The following is a 22,354-nucleotide window of genomic DNA, read 5'->3' as shown; positions in this document are numbered from 1 at the left end:
GTACACGCCACCCGCACGCATCCCATGATGGGATGCAGCGTGCTGCGGTCGCGCCATGAGCACGCAGATCGCCGTCCGTCCCGAAGACCGCCTGGTGGAGTTCCTCGACGCCGAGGTCGAAGCCAGCCGTGCAGATCGTCTCCGAGCTGGATGAGAGCGAGCCACCACCCCGCACCTGCCATGATGGCGCCATGGAGCTGACCTCCCCTGACCTCTCCCCCGCGGCCCCGCGCGCCCGGGTGGCGCTGCTGTCCCTGGGCGGGACGATCTTCATGCAGCAAGACGCCACCGGGCTGCGCGCCACCCCCGGTGACCACGCCCCCGAGAATCTCACCCGCACGCTCGTGGACGACGTGGCCGTGGACCACGAGGAGATCGCGAACATCGGCTCCCCGTCGGTCACCCCCGCCCACCTGGCCCGCGCGCTCAGGGCCGCCCGCACCGCCGTGGATGGCGGTGCGGCTGGGGTGGTGCTCACCCACGGCACCGACACCCTCGAGGAGTCCGCCTTCCTGCTGGACCTGCTGTGGGACCGGGAGGCGCCGCTCGTGCTCACCGGCGCGATGCGCCCCTCGAACGCCCCGGGGGCCGACGGGCCCGCCAACCTGCGCGACGCGGTGCGCACCGCCGCCGCGCCGGGTGCGCGCGGGCTCGGGGTGCTCGTGGTGTTCGATGCCCAGGTGCATCTGGCCGACCGCGTTACGAAGGTCAGCTCCCGCTCGGTGGACGCCTTCGCCTCGATCCCCTCTGGCCCCGTGGGACTCGTGGCGCGCGAGGACGTGGACCTGCTGTATCGGCCCGTCGCCGCACGCCGCACTCCCCTGCTGACCGAGCTGCCGGACCAGCTGCCGCGGGTGCCGGTGCTGCACGCGGGCCTCGGCGAGGAGGGCGCCCTGCTGGATGCCCTCGCCCCGGGGAGCCTGGATGGCCTGGTCATCGCCGGGGTCGGGCTCGGGCATGTAGCCGCGGACATGATGCCGCGGCTGCGGGCCCTCATCGCCGCGGGAGTGCCGGTGGTGGTCGCCACGCGCATCTCCCACGGCGGCACCTCCACCCACCACTACGACTACCCCGGCAGCGAAGTGGACCTCATCCGCAGCGGCGTCGTGATGTCCGGGCGCCTCACCCCGCATGCGGCGCGCCTGCTGCTGGAGGTGCTGCTCGTCGGCGGGTACGGGGCCGACGGGATCCGCGCGGGATTCGCGCCGTACGAGAGCTGAGGCCGTCCCGCACCGAGCCCCTGCCGCGCCCGCCCGGCACCCTCGTCGGCACGCCCCCGCGGCAGGTGACACACTGGAGGGGTTCCCGACCATCGAGAGGTGAGCTGATGACCATCCCCGCTGATCCGAGCCCGGCCCTGCAGGAGTACGCGCATCCCGAGAAGCTGGTGACCACCGACTGGCTGGCGGAGAACCTGGGCGCCGAGGGCCTGGTGGTGGTGGAGTCCGATGAGGACGTCCTGCTGTACGAGACCGGGCACATCCCCGGCGCCGTGAAGATCGACTGGCATCTGGATCTCAACGATCCCGTGACCCGCGACTACGTGGACGGCGAGGGCTTCGCCGCGCTCATGGACCGCTCCGGCATCACGCGCGAGACCACCGTCGTGATCTACGGCGACAAGTCCAACTGGTGGGCCGCCTACGCGCTGTGGGTGTTCGAGCTGTTCGGCCACCCGGATGTGCGGCTGCTGGACGGCGGGCGCGCGGCCTGGCAGGCCGAGGGCCGCGAGATGACCACGTCCGATGCTGGCATCCCCGCCCCCACCAGCGGCTACCCCGTGGTGGAGCGGGTGGACGCCCCGCAGCGGGCCTTCCGCGAGGACGTGCTCGAGCACCTCGGCGGGCCGCTGATCGACGTGCGCTCGCCCCAGGAGTACACCGGCGAGCGCACCCACATGCCGGACTACCCGCAGGAGGGCACGCTGCGCGGCGGCCACATCCCCACCGCCCGGTCCGTGCCGTGGGCGCGCGCCGCCCAGGAGGACGGGCGCTTCAAGCCGCGCGCCGAGCTCGAGCAGATCTACCAGGATGAGCTGGGCTATGAGCCGTCGGAGCCCACCATCGTGTACTGCCGCATCGGTGAGCGGTCGAGCCACACCTGGTTCGTCCTCACCTACCTGCTGGGCTTCGATGCGGTGCGCAACTACGACGGTTCCTGGACCGAGTGGGGCAATGGCGTGCGTCTGCCTATCGTCCACGGCGAGGAGCCCGGGGAGGTGCCGAGCCGATGAGCACCGATCAGCTGCCCCCGGCCTTCGCCGAGATCGCCGAAGATTTCCATGCCCTGACCGGGCGGGACCGTCTGCAGCTGCTGCTGGAGTTCTCCCGCGAGCTGCCCCAGCTGCCCGAGCGGTACGCCGATCATCCCGAGCTGCTGGAGCCGGTGCCGGAGTGCCAGTCCCCGATCTTCCTCATCACCGAGGTGGAGGGCGAGGGCAGGGATGCGACCGCGCAGCTGTTCTTCTCCGCCCCCGAGGAGGCGCCGACCACGCGCGGTTTCGCGGCGATCCTCGCGGAGGCGCTCGATGGCCGCAGCGTCGGCGAGGTGCTGGACACCCCGGAGTCGGTGACCCATGAGCTGGGGCTCGCCGAGGTGGTCAGCCCGCTGCGGCTGAACGGCATGGCGGGGATGCTCGCACGCATCAAGCGGCAGCTGCGCGAGAAGGCGGGCGTCGCGGCGGGCTGAGCCTCAGCGGCCGCTGCGGCGATGCCGGGCGGCGCGTTCGGCGCTCTCGCGCAGCAGTGCGGCGGCGGTACGGCCGACGTCGCTGCGGGCGCGGCGCAGCGCCTCCTGCGCCCGGCCCGTGAGGTCTTCGCGCAGGCTGCGGCTGATCGGCTCCTCCCCCACTCCCGACGTCACGCCGTGGCGGGCCGCGAGCTGCCCGGATTCGATCTGCTCATGCCGCTCGAGGGCCCGACGCAACTCGAGCGGCGCGCTGACCAGGCGCTGCAGACGCTCGCGCACGAGGGCCGGGATCTGCTCGGCCTGGGCGGCGAAGAACTCCTGCTCATCGTGCGGCACTTCGGCGCTGTGGGCGGGCAGCTGCGGCAGCGGCGCCTCGAGGGCCTGCGTCCGTTCGATGCCCTCGAGCAGCCAGGCGCGGGAGAGGATGAAGCAGGCCAGATCCGCGCTCGCCTCGAGCGAGAGACCGTAGTCATCGGCCGCGTAGCTGCTGGTCAGCAGGGCGGCGGCGTCATCGGCGGCGAGGTCCGACGGGGCGATGTGCAGCGCCGCGATGACGTCCTCCACGAAGGCGGTGAACCCCGGATCAGCGGGGATATCGGCGCTGCGCAGCTCGGCACGACCCCAGCCATCGGGCAGATCCACGAGCGGGGTGCCTTCGCGGGCGAACTCGTGACAGGCGGCCTCGAGCACCAGGCGGTGCGCGTGGCGGATGAGCCGCTGCGCATCGGCGCTGCGCGGGATGCCCGGCAGCACCTCCCGCACGTCGGAGATCACCGCGGCGCGAGCCGAGCCTGCCCCGTCCAGGCGATCGCGCAGGGCATCCAGCGGGCGCATCCCGACCTCAGCCCTGAGCCTGCTCACGCTGCTCGGCGAGCACACGGTGCGCCGCCTCCAGCAGACCGCGGGCATCGAAGTCATCGCCCGGCTGCAGGCCCGTGTACCAGGTGGGCCAGCAGCGCAGGGTGCTCTCCAAAAGCGCTGCCGCATCGGGCTCGCCGCCGCCGGCCACGACATGCTCGCTGCGGTCCAGCCAGCGGATGATCAGGCTCAGCTGGCTGCCGGCGAAGGCATCCGAGGCGACCATCCGGTCGACCTCGGAGGGGAGGCCCTCCCCCAGGGCGTCGAAGGCATGCCGGTGCCGCACGGAGATCATCTCGATCAGGGCCAGGAAGGTGCGGTGGGAGAACTTCCAATCCAGGGCGCCCAAAAGGAAGGTGCGGTGCTGCTCGACGTAGGCGACGACCACGGCGGTGGCGCTGCGGACGCGCTCGTGGGGGCTCGCGACGCCACGGTGCATCGCCGCCCCCTCTTCCCACACGGTCTGGAACATGTCGTGCAGCATCTGGCCGATCAGCTCGTCCAGGCCGGAGAAGTGACTGTAGAAGGCAGCGCGGCTGATGCCTGCGCGGCGGGTGAGCGCATTGACGGTCACCTCGCCATCGGCGCTGCTCAGCTCGCGGGCCGCGGTGTAGATCGCAGCCCGAGTGCGGGCCGGACGAGGGTCAGGAGCCCGGGTGGGAGAGGACATCGGCGGTGGTTCACTCCGTGGATCGTCGGGGCGGATGCGGATCCCTCCACCATGGCACGACGGCGGCGCTCTGACAGGATGAGCGCATGCGTTCATTCCTGTCAGGTCTGGGGGCGATGGGGTCCGCGGATCAGCCTACTCCTCACCCGCTGCTGGCCGAGCTCACTGGTCAGACCGTGATCCATACGCGTGTCGCGGCGCGTGGAACATGGACCGTGACCGGTCGCGGCTGGGTGGTGCATTCGCGGATCCAGCGCCTGGATGCTCCCGCGCTCGCGGCGGAAGATCCCGGCTCGCTCGCGGTGACGCTGCGGGATGCGCGCGTGGTGGGGACCCGCATTCAGGGCGCGGAGATGCTCGGCGATGGCATGCTGCGCCTGGTGCTGCAGGGTCCGGCTGGGCCACTCACGCTGTCCACCGTGGCGCCCTGGCAGGTGGAGGGTCCACGCGGGGCGCTGCTGCAGGTGGCGCCCAAGGGTGAGGTGCATGCGGTGCCGCCGGGGCCGCCCGTCCACGCCAGCCCCGAGCGCTTGGCCGAGCATGCGGCCTCCCGTCCGAGCGGTCCGGAGCTGCGGCTGCTGGAGCGGGCGGAGGGACGCGTCCTGCATCCCGGGGATGTGGTGGAGGTGCTCACCGCGGCCGGGGCGCTGGATGAGGAGGAGTTCGAGCGGCGCGGCCCACTGCTGCTGGCCCGGCTGCTCAGCCGCGGCGAGCTGCAGGCCGGCTGGGTCGACCGCGGCGTGTTCACCCCCTGGACCCTGGAGCTGCCGCAGGTCATCGAGCACATCGGGGCGACCTGGGTGGCCCTGGGCGGTTCCACGCCGGGACCGGACATGATCGCCTGGTTCGAGCGCACCGATGCGGGGCGGGCGTCGCTCGGGCCCCGCGTGGATGGGGCGCGTGGCGCCGGCATGTCCGGCTACAACAGCCCTGGCGTGGTGGGCGGGGCGCGCTGAGCACGGCCCCGCCCGCGTGCCTGCCGCACCCATCGGCCTCCCGCCACCCCTGACGATGACGCTCACGGTAACGGCGGGCAGCATCGGCCCACGAGCACTTCCGGGCAGTTGTCATCTATATCTCGCGGTCGCCGAACCGACGGTGAACGCACGGCGATCACCGCGTGAACTGCGCGGTGCAGGCCGCTCCCGTTACCCTGGGGACGATCCCGTCGAGAAAGGCTCGCATCCATGCCCGCACGTACCGTGAAGGTCGCCAGCGCGAGCGGCTTGCATGCCCGGCCCGCCGCCCTGTTCTCGCAGGCCGCGAGCGAACAGCCCGTCCTGGTCACGATCGAGACCGCCGAGGGCAATGCGGTGCGGGCCTCCAGCATCCTCATGCTACTGACCCTCAACGTGAATCACGGCGATGAGGTGACGCTGCGCGCCGAGGGCGAGAGAGCCGAGGAGGCGCTCGATCATCTCGCGGCGCTGCTGGAGAAGGATCTCGACGCGGAGTTCGCCTGAGCCGTCTGCGCCGCCCGGTTCGCCCGGTGCACTCGATGCGCCTGGCGCGCCGGAGCGGCATCCCGTCGGCCGCTGCCCCTCACCGACGATCAGAGCCGATGCACGAAGGCCCCCGCCATGCTGGGCGGGGGCCTTCGTCGACCGGGGTGAAACCCCAGGTCAGGAGCGGTAGCGGCGGGATTTGAACCCGCGGTACGGGGTTACCGTACACATCATTTCGAGTGATGCACCTTCGGCCGCTCGGACACGCTACCGCCGATAAGGGTAACCGGGCGGCCACTCGGCGTTCAAACCGATTCCCCGCCGACGCGAGGGACGTCACGGGCGGCCACGGCACCTCTGCCCTCAGCATCGGCCCGGGTGTTCGCCCCAGCCCCCGCCGCCCCGGAAAACCGCGCGCCACATGAGACCGCATCCCAGTAGGCTCGCGCCCATGACTACCGAGCTGCCTGCCGCCCCCACGCCCATCCAGCGCCCCACCGAGCGCACGCACCACGGCGATACCGTCGTGGATCCGTACGAGTGGATGCGCGACAAGACCGATCCGGAGGTCATCGCCCACCTGGAGGCAGAGAACGCCTACGCCGACGCCCGTACCGCCCACCTGGAGGGTCTGCGAGAGCAGCTCGTCAAGGAGTTCGTCGGCCACACCCAGGAGACGGATCTGTCGGTCCCGGTGCGCCGCGGCGACTGGTGGTACATCACCCGCACCACCGAGGGCGATGACTACCCGAAGTTCACGCGCCTGCCCGTGCAGTCCCCGTCGGACGACGACACCGACCCGCTGCCGCCTGCGCTCGAGCCCGGTGTGCTCCTGGACGGCGAGGAGGTGATCCTCGATGCGCAGGCCATGGCCTCTGGTCAGGACTTCTTCTCCCTCGGCGGTTTCCGTCCCTCCCCGCAGCATGACCTGCTGGCCTACGCGGTGGATGTGGCCGGGGATGAGCGTTTCGCGCTCGAGATCAAGGACCTGGGCAGCGGCGAGGTGATCGACCAGGCGGTGACCGGCACCGGTTACGGGCTCGCCTTCTCCCCCGATCAGCAGTGGCTGTTCTACACCCGGGTGGACGAGGCGTGGCGGCAGCACCAGATCTGGCGCCACCGCATCGGCTCCGACGCCGCGGAGGATGTGCTGGTCATCGAGGAGACCGACGAGAAGTTCACGATCGGCCTGGCGCCTTCGCGCGACGGATCGACCCTGATCATCGGCGCTGCCTCCACCACCACGAGCGAGTACTGGATCCTCGACCTCACTGATCCGACGGGCGAGCCGGTCTCGGCGGGCGGCCGTCGGCAGGGCGTCGAGTACGACCTGGACCATGCCGGGGACCGCCTGGTCATCGTGCACAACGACGGGAACGTCGGCTTCGCTCTCGCCGAGGCACCGCTGGATGACCCTGCGGCGTGGCGCGAGGTGGTGGCCGCGGCAGAGGGTGAGCGCTTCGAATCCGTAGAGGCGTTCGCGCAGGCGATCGTGCTGGAGCTGCGCACGGGCGGTCTCGCCTCGGTGCGCGTGTTCCCGCGCCGCGCCGACGGGTCGATCGACGTCGGCGCTGCCTGGGACATCTCCCACGGCGGGGAGCTGGACACCGTGTGGGCCGATGCCAGCCCGAACTGGGACCAGACGCGGCTGCGCTACCAGCTGACCAGCCTGCTCACCCCGCCCACCGTGGCGGAGGTGCCGATGACCGGCGGGGAGCCGATCATCCTCAAGCGCACCGAGGTGCCGAACTTCGACCCGTCGCTGTATGTGGAGCGGCGCGAGTGGGCGACCGCGGCGGACGGCACCCGCATCCCGCTGTCGGTGATGCACCGCAAGGACGTCACGGCCGATGGCACGAACCCCGGCTACCTGTACGGCTACGGCTCCTATGAGGCGTCGATGGACCCGTCCTTCGTGGCCACGCGGCTGTCCCTGCTGGACCGCGGGCTGGTGGTCGCGATCGCGCATATCCGCGGCGGCGGCGAGATGGGTCGGCCCTGGTACGAGCACGGCAAGCTGCTGCAGAAGAAGAACACCTTCACCGACTTCGTGGACAGCGCCCGCCACCTCATCGACACCGGCTGGGTGGCGCCGGACCGGCTCTCCGCGGAGGGCCGCAGCGCTGGCGGGCTGCTGATGGGCGCGATCACGAACCTCGCCCCGGAGCTGTTCCGGGCGATCATCGCCGGGGTGCCGTTCGTCGATGCGCTGACCACGATCCTGGATCCTTCGCTGCCGCTGACCGTCGGCGAATGGGAAGAGTGGGGCGATCCGCTGCACGATCCCGAGGTGTACGCGTACATGAAGGAGTACTCGCCGTACGAGAACATCCGCGCCGTCGAGTACCCGGCGATCTTTGCCTCGACCTCGCTGAACGACACGCGCGTGTTCTTCGTGGAGCCGGCGAAGTGGGTGGTGCGCCTGCGCGAGACGGTCACGAGCGATCAGGCGGAGCGGCCCATCGTGTTCCGCTGCGAGATGGTCGCCGGGCACGGCGGTCGCTCGGGCCGGTACGCCAAGTGGGAGCAGCGGGCCGATGAGCTGGCCTGGCTGCTCGACCAGATCGGGGCGACGGAGCTGGTCTGAGGCGGGGCCAGGCGGGGCCAGCAGCCGATTACGACCCGAAACCCCTGCAAGCCCCCTGCATCGACCCCGCATCACCCCTGCATCACCCCTGCATCACCTATGATGCACGCATGCGTACCACGGTCACGCTTCCCCCTGCAGTCCACCGCCGTGTCAGCGAACTCGCCGAGGCACGGCGCAGCTCCCTCTCGGCCGTCGTGAGCGACCTCGTCGTGCGCGGGTTGGCGCAGGAGGACAGCCCGGTGAAGCTGATGATCGATCCGAAGACCGGCACGCCGTCGATCAGCATCGGGCGGCGCATCACCACAGATCAGGTGGCAGATCTGATCGACGAGGATGCGTGATGCCGACGGCATATCTGCTGGATGCCAGCGCCCTCATCGCCCTGACGCTCGCGGAGCATGAGCATCACCGGCACGCGCTCAAATGGTCGCGCACCGCAGATCTGATGGCGCTGTGCCCGATCACGGAGGGAGCGCTGGTCAGGACCCTGCTGCGGCTCGGTGAGAGCGGAACAACGGTGCAGGCGATCCTCGATGCCCTCCACCGGGCTCCGCGCTGGACATTCTGGCCGGACGAGATCTCATACCGCAGCCTCGACCTCGCGTCTCTGCAGGGGCACCCTCAGGCCGCCGATGCATACCTTGTCGCTCTCGCGTCACATCACGGAGTTCAGCTCGTCACCCTCGACAGGGCTCTCGCAGCGACCTACCCAGACCACACGCTCCTGCTGCCCTGAGCTTGCCCTCAGCGCAGCGCGCGCAGCACGGCCTCCCACTGGCGGGGGTGACGCACCCACAGCACGGGGGTGCCCTCGTCCGCCGCGATCTGCTCGCGCAGCCAGGCGCGCTTGCGGGCGAAGGTCCGGAAGTGCCAGCGGATGATCGAGTCCTTGCCCAGCGTCCGCCCCCAGGTCTCCACGTTGCCGTTGCACGTCGGGGTGCGGCGCACGATGCGGGAGATCGTGCGCCGCAGCAGGCGGGCGAGGGTCAGCAGGCGCGGGTAGTCCAGGCCGACGATCACGTCGGCGCGCTCCATGACCAGTGGCCGATAGGAGCTGTACGCGGAGTCCAGCACCCAGACGGGCTGCGCGGTGATGGCGTCGGCGAGCTGGTCCTGCTCAGCCGTCTCCCGGTTGATCCAGCCTGGCAGCCAGCCGATCTCCTCATCGACGAGGGTGACCGGCAGGTCCAGCGTCTCCCCGAGCCGCGTGGCGGCGGTGGACTTCCCGGAGCCGGTGACCCCGTGGAACAGGACCCGACGGGCGGCGCGGAGATCCGCGATCGTGGCGAGGGGCATAGGGCGAGGATATCCGCGGCGCGCTCACTTCAGCGGGCGGTTCCACGTCAGCCCGGCAGGCCGTACCAACACGCCATCCCCACAGCTCGAAACCACCGATACGTGCCAGAACTGGCACAGATCGGTGCTCTCGGCGCAGAACACTCGGCGTGGTGCGCGGTAGCCGACGCTGCCCGCCCTGACGCGGTCATGCCCCAGCCGACGCGGCCCGGCCCGGCCCGGCGCAGCCGCGCCCCGCCCCTCAGAACGCGGGGATCACGGACCCGTCGGCGTAGGTCTCCTCGATGAAGGCGGCGACCTCCGGGGAGTGCAGCAGCTCATCGAGCTTCACGATCGCCTCGTCCTCGGCGTTCTCGCTGCGCACCGCGAGGATGTTCGCGTACGGGTTGTCCTGCCCGGATTCGAGGACGAGCGCGTCCTCCGCGGGGCTGAGCCCGGCCTCGATCGCGTAGTTGCCGTTGATGACGGCGGCGGCGAAGTCCCCCAGGGTGCGGCCGATGACCGCCGCATCCAGCTCGGTCAGCGTGAGGTTCAGGGGGTTCTCGGCGATGTCATCGAAGGTCGCATCCACCGGCTCCACCCCGTCGGCGAGCGCGAGCAGACCCTCCGCGGCCAGCAGCGCGATGGCTCGACCGCGGTTGGTGGGATCGTTGGGCAGCGCCACCTCGTCGCCGTCCTGCAGCTCCTCGAGGGAGCCGAGCGACTCGGAGAACACGCCCATCGGCTCGATGTGGATGCCCTCGAAGCGGCTCAGCTCGTAGCCCTTCTCCTCGATCTGCTGCTCGAGGAACGGAACGTGCTGGAAGAAGTTCGCGTCGATCTCCCCGTCGGCCAGCACGCGATTGGGGATCTGGTAGTCGGTGTACTCCTCGATCTCGAGCGCGAGTCCAGCGTCCGCGGCGAGCTCATCGGCCACGAACTGGAGGATTTCGGCGTGCGGCAGCGGGGTGGCGCCCACGCGCAGGGTGGTGGTGCCGTCGCTGTTCTCGGTGGGGCCGGCGGCCTCGTCCCCGCCGCAGGCGGCGAGCGCGAGGGCAGCGGCGGTACCGCCGGCGGCGAGCAGGGTCCGACGGTTGAGGTGCGCGGGGGTGGTCATGGTGTCTCCTTCATGGGTAGCGGGCGAGGTGGGGCGGGAGAAAGAGGTCGAGGTGGGACGGGAACGGACGGCGGGGTGAGCCAACGGGGGCTCGTCGGGGCTGGCTCCGGGCGTCGGGCCGACGGGGTTGACGGACCAACGGGCACAGCGGGCCAACGGGCCAACACGCTCAGCGGCTCCGGGCGCGGTGGTCGACGGCGCGGGAGAGGACTGAGCCGAGCGTCTGCACCACCACGACGATGACCACGAGGATCACGACGGTGGCGATGAGCACCTCGGTCTGGTAGCTGATGTAGCCGCGGTTGTAGGCGAGCTGCCCGAGGCCTCCGCCGTTGATCGAGCCGACCATGGTGGTGTAGCCGATCACCGCGATCATGGTGGTGGTGATGGAGCTGATGAGGCCGGGCAGCGCCTCGGGCAGCAGCACCTGGCGGGTCACCTGGGCGCGGGTGGCGCCCATCATCTCGACTGCCTCGATCTTCCCGGCGGGGATCTCCCGCAGGTTCGTCTCCACGAGGCGGGCGAAGAAGGGGATCGCGGAGATCGCCAGCGCGATGAGGGCGGCGTTCGCGCCGGTGGAGCGGCCGACGATGGCCTGTGAGACGGGGATCAGCACGATCAGCAGCACGAAGAACGGGAAGGACCGCACGACGTTCACGACGAAGCCCACCACCTGGGCGAATCCGCGACCGACGGCGGTGGCGGCGCTATCCAGGCGGAACAGCCAGATCCCGAGCGGCGTCCCGATGGCGACGGTGATGAGCATCGTGATCACCGACATGTAGAGGGTCACGAGGGTGGACTGCCAGATCCCGCCCCGCCACTGGGTGAAGGCGCGGTTCTGGGCGGCCTCGCGCAGCCAGTCGATGAGGGTGTCCATCAGGCATCGCTCCCTTCGGTGGCGGGGGTGCGCGGAGCGGGGGTGCGCTGCGCGGGGGTCATCTCCGCGACCTGCGCGCTGCCCTGCGCACCCTGCTCGGTGGCGACGACGCCGGCTTCGCGCAGTTCAGCGAGGTAGCGCTCGAGGCCGGGGCGGGAGATCGGGGTGGCGTCGCGGTTGCGCAGGGCGAGCTGCACGCGGCCCACCTGCACCCCGGCGATGGTCTCGATCGTCCCGGCGACGATCTCCGCGTCGGCCTCGTAGCTCGCGGCGATGTCCACGAGGTCCTGAGCGGAGTGGACGCGGGGGCTCGCGCCGTAGTCGCAGTTGACCACTACGGCGGAGATGCCGGTGGGCGCGGGTGGCAGGGGGATCAGCTCGGGGGCGAGCTCGCCGTGCGGGTCCGACGCCACTTCCAGCAGGGTGCCGCTCTGGGCCACGCGGCCGCCCCGCAGCAGGGTCACGGTGTCGCAGACCTCGCGCACCACAGCCATCTCATGGGTGATGATCACGACGGTGATGCCGAGGCGTTCCCGCAGGTCGGCGATGAGACGGAGGATCTGGCGGGTGGTGGATCCGTCCAGGGCGCTGGTGGGCTCATCGCACAGCAGCACCTTCGGCTCAGCGGCCAGGCCCCGGGCGATGCCGATGCGCTGGATCTGCCCGCCGGACAGCTGCGCGGGATGGTTATGCTCCCGGCCCTCGAGTCCCACGAGCTGCACGAGTTCGGCGACGCGGCGGGCCCGTTCGCGGCGGGGCACCCCGGCGATCTCGAGCGGATGGGCGATGTTCTGCGCGGCGGTGCGGGAATCCAGCAGGTTGGCGTGCTGGAACACCATGCCGATGTTGCGCCGCGCCTGACGCAGGGCTGCACCATCCAGCGCGGCGATGTCGGTGCCGTCGATCTCCACCCGTCCGCTGGTGGGCTTCTCCAGCCCGGTGAGGCAGCGGATCAGCGTGGACTTCCCCGCCCCGGAGCGACCCACGATGCCGTGGACCTGCCCGGGGGCCAGGTGCAGCTCGATCCCATCGAGCGCAGTGACGGACTCTCCCCCGCCGGGGGCGGGGAAGGTCTTGGTGAGGCCGTCGAGTCTGATCACATCGGGCAGTGAAGCACCGGGGTGCAGGCGGGGGGCTCCTCGCGTTCACATGCCGTCATATTGGGGATGAGCTGGGGGTTTTCCTGTGCCGGGGGTCACCTCGGCCGGCCGACGGGGCCCGACGACAGCACCGACATGACAGATGTCATCCCCGGGCCGTGGATTCCTCCCGCGCGCTCATGACATCACGCTCTACAGCGGATCGCCGCGGGCCACGAAAGTGGAGCCATGACGCAGACGACCACGCCCGAGCAGAACCGCCCCGACCGGACCGCCGCGCTCCCGTCGGCTCACGAGACCACCCCGTCGGCCCGCAACAACGCGGCGGCGTCCGACCGCGGCGAGGTGATCGTGCGCGCCACCGGTCTCACCCGCCGCTACGGCCGTGGCCGCGACGCCCATGTGGCCGTGCGCGGCATCGATCTGCAGGTGCGCCGCGGTGAGCTGTTCGCGCTGCTGGGCACCAACGGCGCCGGCAAGACCTCCACCCTGGAGGTGCTCGAGGGGATCGCCGCTCCCACCGCGGGGACGGTGGAGGTGTTCGGGCAGAACCCGCACACCGCCCGCGATCAGGTGCGGCCCCGCCAGGGCCTCATGCTGCAAAGCGGCGGCTTCCCCGAGGACCTCACCGCCCGGGAAGCGCTCGCCATGTGGTGCGCGACCATGACGCGCCACCGCCCGGTGGATGAGGTGCTGGCCGATGTGGACCTCGCCCATCGCGCGAAGACCCGCATCTCCTCCCTGTCCGGTGGGGAGGTGCGGCGCCTGGACCTGGCGTGCGCGATCGCCGGCGAGCCGGAGCTGCTGTTCCTCGACGAGCCCACCACCGGCCTGGATCCGGAGTCCCGGGCCCGCACCTGGCGGCTGATCACTGCGCTGCGCGAGCGCGGCACCACCATCGTGCTGACCACCCACTACCTCTCCGAGGCGGAGGAGCTCGCGGACCGGATCGCGATCATGCACCAGGGCGAGATCGTCCGCGAGGGCACGCTCGCGCAGATCGTCGCCGGGCATCCCGCGCACATTCGCTGCACCCTCCCGCAGGGGGCCGACGGGGCTGCGGCGCTGCCGGCCTTTGCGGGCACGCTCACCCGCACCGGCGCTTCCCTCGAGCTGTCCACCCCGGACCTGCAGCGCGATCTCGGCGCCCTGCTCGACTGGGCCGCCGAGCACGGCCTCGAGCTGGAGAACCTCAGCGCTCGCGCGGCCAGCCTCGAGAGCGTGTTCCTCGAGATCGCCGGCGAAGACACCTGAGCCGCTGCAGCTCGGCCGCTGGGCCCGGGGCTCTCACCCCCGTCGGCCCCCTGAGACCACCTGACCCCACTGCCCGAAGGAGACCGTGATGACCACCTTGGACACCACCCGCGAGACCACCCGCCCCAGCGACCTGATCCCCCGCCGCGCCCCGCGCATCCTGGGCCTGGCCCGCGCGGAGCTCGCCCTGCTGCTGCGCAACCGCATGCAGATGGTGATGGCCGTGATCACGCCGCTGTTCGTGCCGCTGATGATGCTGCCGGTGAAGAACGCCGGAGCGGGGCCGGAAGCCCTCGCCACGTCGCTGGGGACGATGTACATCTTCGCGCTGCTGTTCGTCGTGTTCTACACGCTGCTGTCCACCTATGTGGCCCGACGCCAGGCCCATGTGCTCAAACGCCTGCGCACCGGTGAGGCCCGGGACCTGGAGATCCTCGGGGCGGCCGCGGTGCCGTCGCTGGCGATCGCGGCGGTGATGATCACCCTCATGACCGCAATCGCGATCCCGCTGCTGGACCTCCCGATGCCGCAGAACCCGCTGCTGCTGGCCCTGGCCCTGCTGCTGGGGGCGCTGGTGATGGTGCCGTTCGCGCTGCTGACCGCGAACATCTCCCGCACCGTCGAGTCCGTGCAGGTGACGTGCCTGCCGTTCATGGCCCTCGCGGTGATCGGCGCCGGCGCCGCCCTGCCGGTGGAGATGCTGCCGGAGCTCGCTCAGCGCCTGATCGCCTACGTGCCCACTGCCCCGATGGTGGAGCTGATCCGGATGGCGTGGCTCGGCGAGGACGGGGACCTGGTGAAGTCGCTGATCATCCTGGTGGCGTGGATCGGACTGGGCATGTGGCAGGTGCTGCGCTCCTTCCGCTGGGAGCCGCGCGGCTGAGCGGCGGGCAGCCGCTCATCGGGCAGGGGGGGCCGACGGGGATGCATCGGCCCTACCCCTGCCGTCCCGTCCACCTCGCATACCTCCGTCCCCATGGAACGATGTCCCCGATGACCTCTCCACCCTCGGCCAGCCCGACGCCGACGCCGTCTGCGTCCCCGGCGTCATCCGCGCCGCGCACCACCGCCCCGTCGCGCAGCTGGACCACCTTCTACCGCTACACGATGGTCTCGCTCGTGCTGTCCGTGCTGGTGGTGATCCCTTTGTGCAGCTGAGCACGCTGGAGCGGGTGCTGGGCGCGGAGCCGGACCATCCGGGGGCGGCTCTCGCACTGCTGCTGGTCCAGACCCTCGCCACCGCGATCGCGGTGTATCTGGTGGTGGATCGGGAGCGGGTTGACGGGTACCTGCGATGGCTCCCGATGCTGGCCACGGTGCTGCCGAGCGTGGCAGCGCTTGCCCTGGTGCTGCCGGCCGGTACCGGGCGGGCGGAGTGGCTGTGGGTGCTCGGCATCGTGGTGCTCGGGGTGAGCGGGCCGCTGTCCGCCCTGCGCTGGTGGATGAGCGTGCCGGTGACGGTCGGGGCGGCGGCGGTGCTGAGCCTCGCCGGGGTCCGGCCCGCTGAGTCCCTGCCGCTGCTGGCCGCCCTGCTGGCGATCGTGCTGCTCACCCGCTCCACCCTGTGGCTGCTGCAGCTGGTGCACGCCCTCGAGGAGGCCCGCACCGTCGAGGCGCAGCTCGCGCTCGCGGAGGAGCGGCTGCGGTTCTCCCGGGACCTGCACGATGTGATGGGGCGGGATCTCTCCGCGATCGCGGTCTCCGCGGAGCTGGTGGCGAAGCTCGCCGAACGCGGCGACGAGCGGACGGCCGATCAGGCCCGCGGCATCGCCCGCACCGCCCGGTCGTCGCTGGCGGAAGTGCGGGCGCTCGCCCGCGGCTACCGCGAGGCGGATCTGGAGACGGAGCTGCGCGGCACCCTGTCGCTGCTGCGCTCAGCGGGGGTGGATGCGACGGTCACCGGTGGCGTCGCGGAGGTACCTGCCCCGCATGCCGAGGCCGCTGCGTGGGTGCTGCGCGAGGCGGGCACGAACCTGCTGCGCCACGCCCGGCCGCGGCACGTCACGATCCGCCTGGGCGCCGACGGCGTAGCGGTCACCAATGATGGACTGCTCGCGCCAGGGGCCGACGGGCCGCTCGTGGAGGGCACGGGCCTGACGGGCCTGCGCGAGCGCCTAGGTCCCGGCCGCCAGCTGCGCGCTGAGCGGCACGGCGACCAGGTGACACTGACCGTCGGCTTCCCTGTCCCTGCTAACTCTTCGCCCGCGGAGTCTTCGCCCGCCGAGGCCCCGTCCACTGAGTCCCCGTCCCCCGAGCCCCTGCCCGCTGAGTCTGAGGAGCGTCCATGACCCCGACCCCCGCCGCGCCGCTGCGCGTGGTGCTGATCGACGACGAGAACCTGATCCGCTCCGCGCTCGCCATGATGCTGGACCTCGAGGACGACCTCGAGGTGGTCGCGCAGGCGTCGACCGCCGCCGACGGGGTGGCGGCGCTGCAAGAGCATCAACCGGACGTGGCCCTCGTGGACCTGCAGCTGCCCGACGGGGACGGCATCGAGGTGTGCTCGCGCCTACCGGAGATCTCCCCGGAAACACGCGCCATGATCCTCACCTCGCACGCCCGTCCCGGCTATCTCAAGCGGGCGCTCGAGATCGGGGTGCTGGGCTTCCTCGCCAAAACCACGGCCTCCGAAGAGCTCGTCGCCGCGGTGCGGTCCGTGGCGGCGGGTCGCCGAGCGATCGACCCGGAGGTCGCGGCGGAGACGATCTCCGCCGGAGACTCCCCGCTCACGCCGCGGGAAGCGGATGTGCTGGAGTTCGCGGCCGACGGGGCGAGCATCGAGCAGATCGCCCGCCGCGCGCACCTCGCCCCGGGCACGGTGCGGAACTACCTCTCCGCCGCGCAGGCGAAGGTGCAGGCCGCGAACCGGCACGAGGCCGTCGCGATCGCCCGCCGCCACGGGTGGATCTGACCGCTCACCAGATCCGCGCGAAGGTCTCTACCGCTTGCGGCGGGCCCGGAAGAAGTCCCGCAGCAGGTCACCGCACTCCTGCTCGCGCACTCCCTTCGTGAGCTCCACGCGATGGTTCAGGCGCGGCTCGCGCACCAGGTCATAGAGGGAACCCGTCGCCCCGGCCTTCGGATCCATGGCGCCGACGACGACGCGCTGGATCCGCGCCAACACGATCGCGCCCGCGCACATGGTGCACGGCTCCAGGGTGACGTAGAGCGTGCAGCCGGTGAGGTTCCAGCGGCCCGTGGCCCGCGCCGCCTCACGCAGCGCGAGGATCTCGGCATGCGCCGTCGGATCCTCATCGGCCTCCCGCCGGTTCCCGGTCGCGGCGAGCACCGTCCCGTCGGCCCCCACCACCACCGCGCCGATGGGAACATCCGCCGGCTCGCGATCCGCCGCGGCACGCGCCTGCTCGAGCGCCAGCCCCATGAGCTCGTCGTCTTTCATGCGCCCATTGTCTCCGCAGCGGCATCGTCCCCGCGTCGACGCGAGGAGTCCCCCGTGGCACCCGGGTACCTCCGGTAGATTCGGGCCCATGCGCGTCCTGGAGATTGATCACCCGCTCGTCGACCACAAGCTGACCGTGCTGCGCGATGCCAGCACCCATTCCTCGGTGTTCCGCCAGCTCGCCGATGAGCTGGTCACCCTGCTCGCCTACGAGGCGACCCGCAATGTGGCCGTGGCGCCGGTGGAGATCACCACCCCGGTCACCACGATGACCGGCAGCAAGCTGACCAACCCCAAGCCGATGGTCGTGCCGATCCTGCGCGCGGGCCTGGGGATGCTGCACGGGCTGACCACCCTGCTGCCCACCGCCGAGGTCGGGTTCTTGGGCATGGTCCGCAATGACGAGACGCTCGAGATCACCACCTACGCGAACCGCCTGCCGGAGGACCTCTCGGGCCGGCAGTGCTTCGTGCTGGACCCGATGCTCGCCACCGGCCACACCCTCATCGCCGCGTGCGAATACCTGCACGAGCGCGGCGCGAAGGACATCACCTGCGTGACGCTGCTGTGCGCGCCGGAGGGTCTGAAGGCCATCGACGAGCAGCTGGACCCGTCGATCGACCTGACCGTGGTCACCGCCGCGATCGATACGAAGCTCAACGAGAAGAGCTACATCGTGCCGGGCCTCGGCGACGCCGGCGACCGCCTGTTCGGCGTCGTGGACTAAGGGCGGCGGGGGCTGAGGTCGGGGGCCGAGCCGGGCCCCACGATGCGCCGCCCCGTCCCAGAATGTGAACGCGCGCTTCCTCGCCAGGCCTCCAGCGTCCTATAGTTCCGGCCATGACCTCGATCGCATCGCTCCGTGAGGCCGCCCGCCGGGTGGCCCGCCGCGCCATGCGCTCGATGATGTCCATGATGATGATGCCGATGATGCATCGTCAGCCGAGCCTCTGAGCGCTCACGCACCTTCTGAGGTCGGCTGACAGGAGCCGGCCGGAGGGCGCGGGCTCCAGGTGCCGCCGGGAGCACACCCCGCCGATCCGCCGCAGGCGTCGATCCACCGGGATCCCGGGACCACCATCCGCCGCGCATAGCGCGCCGCATCTCGGAGAGCTCGCATCATGACCATCACCCTAGACCGCACTGCCACTCGCACCACTGCCCGCACCACCAGCCGCACCACCGCCTCCCGCACCACGGCCCGCACTGTCACCCCGCGCACCGACGGTACCGCCGCCCGCGCCACCGCCCCGAGCACGGATGTCACGATCACGCTGACCGTCACCCTGCCCGCGGACACCGGCGACATCGAAGCCGCGCTTGTGGCCGATGAGCTGCGCACCTCCGCGCAGCGCCTGGTCGGCGCGCGCGACGGCCGCACCGCCGTCAGCGTGAACACGCCGCACAGCGCCCCCGCGGCCCGACGCACCGGCCAGCGTCGCACGGCGCTGCCGCCCCGGGCCCAGGGCGCTGCGGCGATCACCCCGCTGCGGCCGCGCCGGGCCGGCACCGTCTCCCCCACCTCCCCGGCGCGGCGCGACGCCGAGGCGGCGCGGCTGCGGGCGCTGGCCCTCACGGCCGTGAGCCCCGCCAGCCCCTCGTCGGCCCCGGCCGATGCGCTGGTCATCGACCTGACCGGGCGGCGGGTGCGGATCGACGGGCAGGACGTGGAGCTGACCTACAAGGAGTTCGAGCTGCTCGCGGCCCTGGCCCGGCAGGCGCGCCGCACCGTCTCCCGCACCGAGCTGATGGAGACGGTGTGGGCCGGGGCGCCCGAGGACACCGGCGAGCGGACCGTGGATGTGCATGTCCGACGGGTGCGTGCCAAGCTCGGCCGATTCCGTCGCCTGATCTCGACCGTGCGCGGCGCCGGCTACCGCCTGGACCCCGGCAGCGACGTGGTGCTGCTGGGACGCTGAGCCGCCCCGCACACAAAAGAGCGAGCGGTCCGGAGCTCTCAACCGGCAATGCCGGGGGCTCACGGACCGCTCGCGTGGCCTGTCGTCCGTCAGGGGTGGGTGCGGGCGATCAGGCGGGACGGGCTGCCAAAGGTGGGGGGAACCTGGCGTGTTGCCCGTCCGGCCGCTCCCCATGAGGGGGGGGTCTTGAGGAGCGGCACTCTTTTAAGTTTTCAACGTTCCTGTAGTGGGAACCCTACACATCCTCAGCGGGGATGCAACAGCCCCCACCGTCTCACATTCGCGAGATCCATGTCTCCTTGGCGACCCGTGCCACCAGGGAGGCTGCCCCCGCGAGATGCTGCGCTCGCAGTCTACTGGTCTCCAGCGATGCTGTAAACGCGCGGAGGTCCCGGATCTGCGCAGGTCGGACAGGGTACTGGCAAAACTTTACCGAGCCCGTGCCAGAGTGCGGGGGTGCGCTCGGCCCGCGCACGGCCCCACGACGCCCGCCCCGCCCGAAAACAGTCAGCGACTTCCCAGCTCCACCGTGACCACTGTCGCATCGTCATGGACCTTCCGCGGGCGCCGCCCAGTTGGCAGGTCACGCTCGGCGCCGCGGATCTGAGCGATCACGGCCGATGGGTCCGTCGCAAGCGCCGCCACCAGCGACGCATCGTCATGCAGACCCAGCAGATCCACGGCGCGGGTGATGCCGTCGGAGACCAGCTGCACCCGCCGCAGCTGTGCCAGCGGGGTGCTGCCGGTAAGCGCCTGTGCGGCCGCCTCCTCCTCATGCCGCGCCACCCAGAAACCGCCGGACCGATTGCGCTGAGCCTCAATCGCCTCGGCGCCGCGCTCGCGGGCCACGACCTCACCGACCCGCGGATCGGTGAGGCGCCGCACCGCCCCATCGGCCCCGGTAAGCAGCAGCGAAGAGTCGCACAGCACCAGATGCTCGAGCACGTCCGCGCGCTGACGCACGGCAATGACGGTGGCCGATGGGCCGCCGCGCTCGAGCTCGCACTGATCCTCATGCAGGGAGCGCACCTCGCCGATCGCGGCGGCGAGCGCCGCATCGAGCCCCACCGCCGGGTCCTGGGCGCGCAGCAGCAGGCGCCCGGCGAGCTGGTGGGAGAACCAGGCGACGCTGTGGTGGCAGCCGGCACGGAAGCGGGGCGGCACCCCGGCGCCATCGAGCATGACGGCGACGTCCCCGAGGATCCCGGCGGCATCCTCGTTCCCACCGGGGACGGCGGCGTCGGAGCAGACGTGAGCGCGCACGCATCTGAGCCTACGGGGGCGCGGTGGTGCCGGTCACGGCCGTAGAGTGGAGCGCGACCATGTCGGCGCCGCCCCCGCGGCGGGCCCGGCGCAGCGTGCAGAAGGGATGACGATGATCGCTCAGGCGCGGATCACCTCGGACACCAGTGCCACCGTGCACCTGGAGAAGGAGGCCGTAGAGGTCACCGGTGTCGATCTCGCGCAGGTCCGCGACCGGGTGAAGCAGGTTTTCATCACCGCCGCGAAGCTGGACGGGCAGAACCTCGATGTGGTGATCGTCGAGCCGGATGTGCGCCACCACCTGCGCGTAGAGCCGTCCGGGCGAATTACCGGGCGTGAGGCCGATGACCGGGAGGTCTGGGGCCCGGACATGGATGCTCCGCTGGTGCCGCCGATGGGGGATGACACCGCGGAGTTGCAGGGACTGCGTGCGGCTCTGGCCTCCCCGGCCACGGGTGAGCTGCCGACGGTGCGCTCGCATCGGGCCCGTCGGCGCCGTGCGGCGCTGCCGCCGCAGACCTCAGCGGACGCCGAGCGCGCCGACAGTGCCGCCACGGGTGAGCATCCCGCGCTGGTGATCTCTTCGGGACAGGTGGCGCCGATGCCGCGCGGCGCGCATTCGGCCGCGTCCGGGGCGACGGCGAGCTCGGCCCCGACGGCGTCGTCCGCGAGCCCCGCCCCGTCCGCTGACTCCGCGCCGTCCGCCGGTTCTGCGCCCACCGCGAGCTCGGCCCCATCGGCCCCATCGGCCCCGTCCTCCCCCACGGCTCCCTCCGCCCCGTCGGCGGCCTCCGCCTCGGAGCCGCCGCGTCGGCGCACCACGCCCGTGCGGGAGAAGAAGCCGCTCGCCCCGCGCACCGTGCCGGGCGCGGACGGCCGGCCTACCCTGCAGGATCTGCAGTCCTCCACCCGCAAGAATCGCCGCCTGAAGGCCACCAAGGGCCTGCCGGGCCTGATCACGAAGCTGACCGGCGGGGTGATCTCCCCGCGCCCGGGCAAGAAGGAGCGCTTCGAGATCGAGCGTCTGGAGCGGATCCGTCGGCCCCTGGACGGCCCGAAGAACATCGCGGTGGTGAACCTCAAGGGCGGCGCGCACAAGACCACCGCCTCCCTGATGATCGCCGCGACGCTGGGCGTGGTCCGCGGCGGCAGCGTCCTGGCCTGGGACAACAATGAGACGCGGGGGACGCTGGGCTGGCGCGGGCTGCCCACCGAGCATCACCGCACCGTGGTGGACCTGTTGCATGACATGGATGCGCTGCATGCGGGCGGGGCCAGCAACTCGGATCTGGATCCGTATGTGCGGCCGCAGGGCGAGATGCGCTTTGACATCCTCGCCTCCGATGAGGATCCCGGGTCGATGGCCTCGATCGATGCCGAAGCGTTCCAGGAGCTGGATGACACGCTCTCGCGCTTCTACCGCATCAAGGTGATCGACACCGGCAACAATGTGCGGGCCTCGAACTGGCTTGCGGCGGTGGAGAGCGCGGATCAGCTGGTGATCATCTCCACGGTGCGTGAGGACACCTTCAATGCGGCTGCGTGGATGATCGATGAGCTGCGGGCGACGGGCCTGGCGGAGCAGGTCGACAATGCGGTGACGATCCTGTCCCACTCCTCGAAGGGGAAGTTCGATCCGAAGCTGCGTTCGCGTCTGATGGCGCATTTCGGGGCGCACACCCGCGCGGTCACCGAAGTGCCGTATGAGCAGCAGTTCGTGGATGGTTCGCATCTGGATTGGCCGCAGGTCTCGGATGCCACGAAGAACGCCTGGATGAATGCGACGGCGCTGATCATCGACGGGCTGTGAGCGTCGGCCCGCCGTCGCCGCCACGCACGTCCCGGGCGCCTTTCGCAACGTCCTCCACAGTGCCCGGTTATCCACAGCGCCCCGA

At 71.2% G+C, this 22,354-nt stretch carries 24 protein-coding genes and 1 tRNA gene; 16 read left to right on the top strand and 9 right to left on the bottom strand.

Features of this window, described 5'->3' with window-relative positions; translation table 11 throughout:
• The first annotated feature begins 191 nt into the window (after window positions 1–191).
• From CJ197_RS11225 to CJ197_RS11215, 3 genes are all read left to right on the top strand, one after another.
• Window positions 192–1,220 (top strand): asparaginase, encoded by a 1,029-nt coding sequence (locus tag CJ197_RS11225; protein ID WP_102236888.1) that lies wholly within the window; start codon window positions 192–194, stop codon window positions 1,218–1,220.
• Between the two features lie 107 nt (window positions 1,221–1,327).
• Window positions 1,328–2,233 (top strand): sulfurtransferase, encoded by a 906-nt coding sequence (locus CJ197_RS11220; protein ID WP_102236841.1) that lies wholly within the window; start codon window positions 1,328–1,330, stop codon window positions 2,231–2,233.
• Complete coding sequence (locus CJ197_RS11215; RefSeq protein WP_102236840.1) at window positions 2,230–2,688, top strand: SufE family protein; 459 nt, start codon at window positions 2,230–2,232, stop codon at window positions 2,686–2,688. Before CJ197_RS11220 ends, CJ197_RS11215 begins: the two co-directional genes overlap by 4 nt.
• A gap of 3 nt (window positions 2,689–2,691) precedes the next feature.
• Here CJ197_RS11215 and CJ197_RS11210 read toward each other — a convergent pair whose 3' ends face one another.
• The gene (locus tag CJ197_RS11210) at window positions 2,692–3,522 is read right to left on the bottom strand and encodes a hypothetical protein (RefSeq protein WP_102236839.1); all 831 of its coding nucleotides are present in this window, start codon (window positions 3,520–3,522) and stop codon (window positions 2,692–2,694) included.
• A gap of 7 nt (window positions 3,523–3,529) precedes the next feature.
• The gene (locus CJ197_RS11205; protein ID WP_102236838.1) at window positions 3,530–4,216 is read right to left on the bottom strand and encodes a TetR/AcrR family transcriptional regulator; all 687 of its coding nucleotides are present in this window, start codon (window positions 4,214–4,216) and stop codon (window positions 3,530–3,532) included.
• 86 nt (window positions 4,217–4,302) lie between these two features.
• On the opposite strand from CJ197_RS11205, the gene CJ197_RS11200 reads away from it, so the two are divergent.
• Together CJ197_RS11200 and CJ197_RS11195 are read left to right on the top strand one after the other, a co-directional pair.
• A complete protein-coding gene (locus CJ197_RS11200; protein WP_102236837.1) occupies window positions 4,303–5,172 on the top strand; it encodes a hypothetical protein in 870 nt (289 codons plus the stop codon).
• A gap of 231 nt (window positions 5,173–5,403) precedes the next feature.
• Window positions 5,404–5,679, top strand: a complete 276-nt coding sequence (locus CJ197_RS11195) for an HPr family phosphocarrier protein (protein WP_102236836.1) — start codon at window positions 5,404–5,406, stop codon at window positions 5,677–5,679.
• 166 nt (window positions 5,680–5,845) lie between these two features.
• On the opposite strand, the gene CJ197_RS11190 is transcribed toward CJ197_RS11195, so the two are convergent.
• Window positions 5,846–5,933: transfer RNA gene (locus CJ197_RS11190), tRNA-Ser, on the bottom strand.
• Window positions 5,934–6,112: 179 nt separating this feature from the next.
• On the opposite strand from CJ197_RS11190, the gene CJ197_RS11185 reads away from it, so the two are divergent.
• The 3 genes from CJ197_RS11185 (at window position 6,113) to CJ197_RS11175 (ending at window position 8,987) form a co-directional block, all read left to right on the top strand.
• Window positions 6,113–8,248: a S9 family peptidase gene (locus CJ197_RS11185; RefSeq protein WP_102236835.1), complete on the top strand. Its 2,136-nt coding sequence runs from the start codon at window positions 6,113–6,115 to the stop codon at window positions 8,246–8,248.
• 110 nt (window positions 8,249–8,358) lie between these two features.
• The gene (locus CJ197_RS11180) at window positions 8,359–8,592 is read left to right on the top strand and encodes a CopG family transcriptional regulator (protein WP_102236834.1); all 234 of its coding nucleotides are present in this window, start codon (window positions 8,359–8,361) and stop codon (window positions 8,590–8,592) included.
• Complete coding sequence (locus CJ197_RS11175) at window positions 8,592–8,987, top strand: PIN domain-containing protein (protein ID WP_102236833.1); 396 nt, start codon at window positions 8,592–8,594, stop codon at window positions 8,985–8,987. Before CJ197_RS11180 ends, CJ197_RS11175 begins: the two co-directional genes overlap by 1 nt.
• 8 nt (window positions 8,988–8,995) lie before the next feature.
• Here the strand turns inward: CJ197_RS11175 and CJ197_RS11170 are convergent, their stop codons facing one another.
• The 4 genes from CJ197_RS11170 to CJ197_RS11155 all read right to left on the bottom strand — a co-directional run bounded on the left by CJ197_RS11170 (window position 8,996) and on the right by CJ197_RS11155 (window position 12,623).
• On the bottom strand, window positions 8,996–9,547 hold the full coding sequence (locus tag CJ197_RS11170) for an adenylate kinase (RefSeq protein WP_102236832.1): 552 nt from the start codon (window positions 9,545–9,547) through the stop codon (window positions 8,996–8,998).
• Between the two features lie 241 nt (window positions 9,548–9,788).
• The gene (locus tag CJ197_RS11165) at window positions 9,789–10,643 is read right to left on the bottom strand and encodes a MetQ/NlpA family ABC transporter substrate-binding protein (protein WP_102236831.1); all 855 of its coding nucleotides are present in this window, start codon (window positions 10,641–10,643) and stop codon (window positions 9,789–9,791) included.
• Between the two features lie 169 nt (window positions 10,644–10,812).
• Complete coding sequence (locus CJ197_RS11160) at window positions 10,813–11,523, bottom strand: methionine ABC transporter permease (protein WP_158239463.1); 711 nt, start codon at window positions 11,521–11,523, stop codon at window positions 10,813–10,815.
• Window positions 11,523–12,623 carry a methionine ABC transporter ATP-binding protein gene (locus tag CJ197_RS11155; protein ID WP_158239462.1) on the bottom strand — a complete coding sequence of 367 codons (1,101 nt, stop codon included), beginning with the start codon at window positions 12,621–12,623 and terminating at the stop codon, window positions 11,523–11,525. Before CJ197_RS11155 ends, CJ197_RS11160 begins: the two co-directional genes overlap by 1 nt.
• Before the next feature lie 228 nt (window positions 12,624–12,851).
• Here CJ197_RS11155 and CJ197_RS11150 point away from each other — a divergent pair, with 228 nt between their 5' ends.
• The 5 genes from CJ197_RS11150 to CJ197_RS11135 all read left to right on the top strand — a co-directional run bounded on the left by CJ197_RS11150 (window position 12,852) and on the right by CJ197_RS11135 (window position 16,788).
• Complete coding sequence (locus CJ197_RS11150; protein WP_102236828.1) at window positions 12,852–13,877, top strand: ABC transporter ATP-binding protein; 1,026 nt, start codon at window positions 12,852–12,854, stop codon at window positions 13,875–13,877.
• Between the two features lie 88 nt (window positions 13,878–13,965).
• Window positions 13,966–14,760: an ABC transporter permease gene (locus CJ197_RS11145; protein ID WP_102236827.1), complete on the top strand. Its 795-nt coding sequence runs from the start codon at window positions 13,966–13,968 to the stop codon at window positions 14,758–14,760.
• A 110-nt stretch (window positions 14,761–14,870) separates the two neighbouring features.
• Window positions 14,871–15,035, top strand: coding sequence for a hypothetical protein (locus tag CJ197_RS15185; RefSeq protein ID WP_158239461.1), 165 nt, complete (start codon window positions 14,871–14,873; stop codon window positions 15,033–15,035).
• Complete coding sequence (locus CJ197_RS11140; RefSeq protein WP_102236826.1) at window positions 15,026–16,165, top strand: sensor histidine kinase; 1,140 nt, start codon at window positions 15,026–15,028, stop codon at window positions 16,163–16,165. The genes CJ197_RS15185 and CJ197_RS11140 overlap by 10 nt, the downstream gene beginning before the upstream one ends.
• Window positions 16,162–16,788, top strand: a complete 627-nt coding sequence (locus tag CJ197_RS11135; RefSeq protein ID WP_102236825.1) for a response regulator transcription factor — start codon at window positions 16,162–16,164, stop codon at window positions 16,786–16,788. Before CJ197_RS11140 ends, CJ197_RS11135 begins: the two co-directional genes overlap by 4 nt.
• A 27-nt stretch (window positions 16,789–16,815) precedes the next feature.
• On the opposite strand, the gene tadA is transcribed toward CJ197_RS11135, so the two are convergent.
• The gene (tadA, locus tag CJ197_RS11130; protein ID WP_102236824.1) at window positions 16,816–17,277 is read right to left on the bottom strand and encodes a tRNA adenosine(34) deaminase TadA; all 462 of its coding nucleotides are present in this window, start codon (window positions 17,275–17,277) and stop codon (window positions 16,816–16,818) included.
• 88 nt (window positions 17,278–17,365) lie between these two features.
• Between tadA and upp the strand changes: the two genes are divergently transcribed.
• Both upp and CJ197_RS11120 read left to right on the top strand, forming a co-directional pair.
• A complete protein-coding gene (upp, locus tag CJ197_RS11125) occupies window positions 17,366–18,004 on the top strand; it encodes a uracil phosphoribosyltransferase (protein WP_102236823.1) in 639 nt (212 codons plus the stop codon).
• 394 nt (window positions 18,005–18,398) lie between these two features.
• Window positions 18,399–19,196, top strand: coding sequence for a winged helix-turn-helix domain-containing protein (locus tag CJ197_RS11120; RefSeq protein ID WP_102236822.1), 798 nt, complete (start codon window positions 18,399–18,401; stop codon window positions 19,194–19,196).
• A 507-nt stretch (window positions 19,197–19,703) separates the two neighbouring features.
• Here CJ197_RS11120 and CJ197_RS11115 read toward each other — a convergent pair.
• Window positions 19,704–20,459, bottom strand: a complete 756-nt coding sequence (locus CJ197_RS11115) for a protein phosphatase 2C domain-containing protein (RefSeq protein WP_102236821.1) — start codon at window positions 20,457–20,459, stop codon at window positions 19,704–19,706.
• A gap of 106 nt (window positions 20,460–20,565) precedes the next feature.
• Between CJ197_RS11115 and CJ197_RS11110 the strand changes: the two genes are divergently transcribed.
• A complete protein-coding gene (locus CJ197_RS11110; RefSeq protein WP_233190876.1) occupies window positions 20,566–22,269 on the top strand; it encodes a chromosome partitioning protein in 1,704 nt (567 codons plus the stop codon).
• The last annotated feature ends 85 nt before the right edge of the window (window positions 22,270–22,354 follow it).

The sequence above is a fragment of the Brachybacterium sp. UMB0905 genome, assembly GCF_002871795.1.
GTDB lineage: Bacteria > Actinomycetota > Actinomycetes > Actinomycetales > Dermabacteraceae > Brachybacterium.
Note: the sequence above shows the minus strand (reverse complement) of the source record. Positions and strands in the feature narration are given on the sequence as shown.

Bases quoted from the DNA above. Each gene is read 5' to 3' on its own strand.
- CJ197_RS11135 (WP_102236825.1), top strand. From the start codon at position 16,162: ATGACCCCGACCCCCGCCGCGCCGCTGCGCGTGGTGCTGATCGACGAC.
- CJ197_RS11210 (WP_102236839.1), bottom strand. From the start codon at position 3,522: ATGCGCCCGCTGGATGCCCTGCGCGATCGCCTGGACGGGGCAGGCTCG.
- CJ197_RS11220 (WP_102236841.1), top strand. From the start codon at position 1,328: ATGACCATCCCCGCTGATCCGAGCCCGGCCCTGCAGGAGTACGCGCAT.
- CJ197_RS15185 (WP_158239461.1), top strand. From the start codon at position 14,871: ATGACCTCTCCACCCTCGGCCAGCCCGACGCCGACGCCGTCTGCGTCC.
- CJ197_RS11110 (WP_233190876.1), top strand. From the start codon at position 20,566: ATGACGATGATCGCTCAGGCGCGGATCACCTCGGACACCAGTGCCACC.
- CJ197_RS11175 (WP_102236833.1), top strand. From the start codon at position 8,592: ATGCCGACGGCATATCTGCTGGATGCCAGCGCCCTCATCGCCCTGACG.
- tadA (WP_102236824.1), bottom strand. From the start codon at position 17,277: ATGAAAGACGACGAGCTCATGGGGCTGGCGCTCGAGCAGGCGCGTGCC.
- CJ197_RS11165 (WP_102236831.1), bottom strand. From the start codon at position 10,643: ATGACCACCCCCGCGCACCTCAACCGTCGGACCCTGCTCGCCGCCGGC.
- CJ197_RS11225 (WP_102236888.1), top strand. From the start codon at position 192: ATGGAGCTGACCTCCCCTGACCTCTCCCCCGCGGCCCCGCGCGCCCGG.
- CJ197_RS11150 (WP_102236828.1), top strand. From the start codon at position 12,852: ATGACGCAGACGACCACGCCCGAGCAGAACCGCCCCGACCGGACCGCC.
- upp (WP_102236823.1), top strand. From the start codon at position 17,366: ATGCGCGTCCTGGAGATTGATCACCCGCTCGTCGACCACAAGCTGACC.
- CJ197_RS11205 (WP_102236838.1), bottom strand. From the start codon at position 4,216: ATGTCCTCTCCCACCCGGGCTCCTGACCCTCGTCCGGCCCGCACTCGG.
- CJ197_RS11160 (WP_158239463.1), bottom strand. From the start codon at position 11,523: ATGGACACCCTCATCGACTGGCTGCGCGAGGCCGCCCAGAACCGCGCC.
- CJ197_RS11120 (WP_102236822.1), top strand. From the start codon at position 18,399: ATGACCATCACCCTAGACCGCACTGCCACTCGCACCACTGCCCGCACC.
- CJ197_RS11170 (WP_102236832.1), bottom strand. From the start codon at position 9,547: ATGCCCCTCGCCACGATCGCGGATCTCCGCGCCGCCCGTCGGGTCCTG.
- CJ197_RS11200 (WP_102236837.1), top strand. From the start codon at position 4,303: ATGCGTTCATTCCTGTCAGGTCTGGGGGCGATGGGGTCCGCGGATCAG.
- CJ197_RS11215 (WP_102236840.1), top strand. From the start codon at position 2,230: ATGAGCACCGATCAGCTGCCCCCGGCCTTCGCCGAGATCGCCGAAGAT.
- CJ197_RS11145 (WP_102236827.1), top strand. From the start codon at position 13,966: ATGACCACCTTGGACACCACCCGCGAGACCACCCGCCCCAGCGACCTG.
- CJ197_RS11185 (WP_102236835.1), top strand. From the start codon at position 6,113: ATGACTACCGAGCTGCCTGCCGCCCCCACGCCCATCCAGCGCCCCACC.
- CJ197_RS11195 (WP_102236836.1), top strand. From the start codon at position 5,404: ATGCCCGCACGTACCGTGAAGGTCGCCAGCGCGAGCGGCTTGCATGCC.
- CJ197_RS11180 (WP_102236834.1), top strand. From the start codon at position 8,359: ATGCGTACCACGGTCACGCTTCCCCCTGCAGTCCACCGCCGTGTCAGC.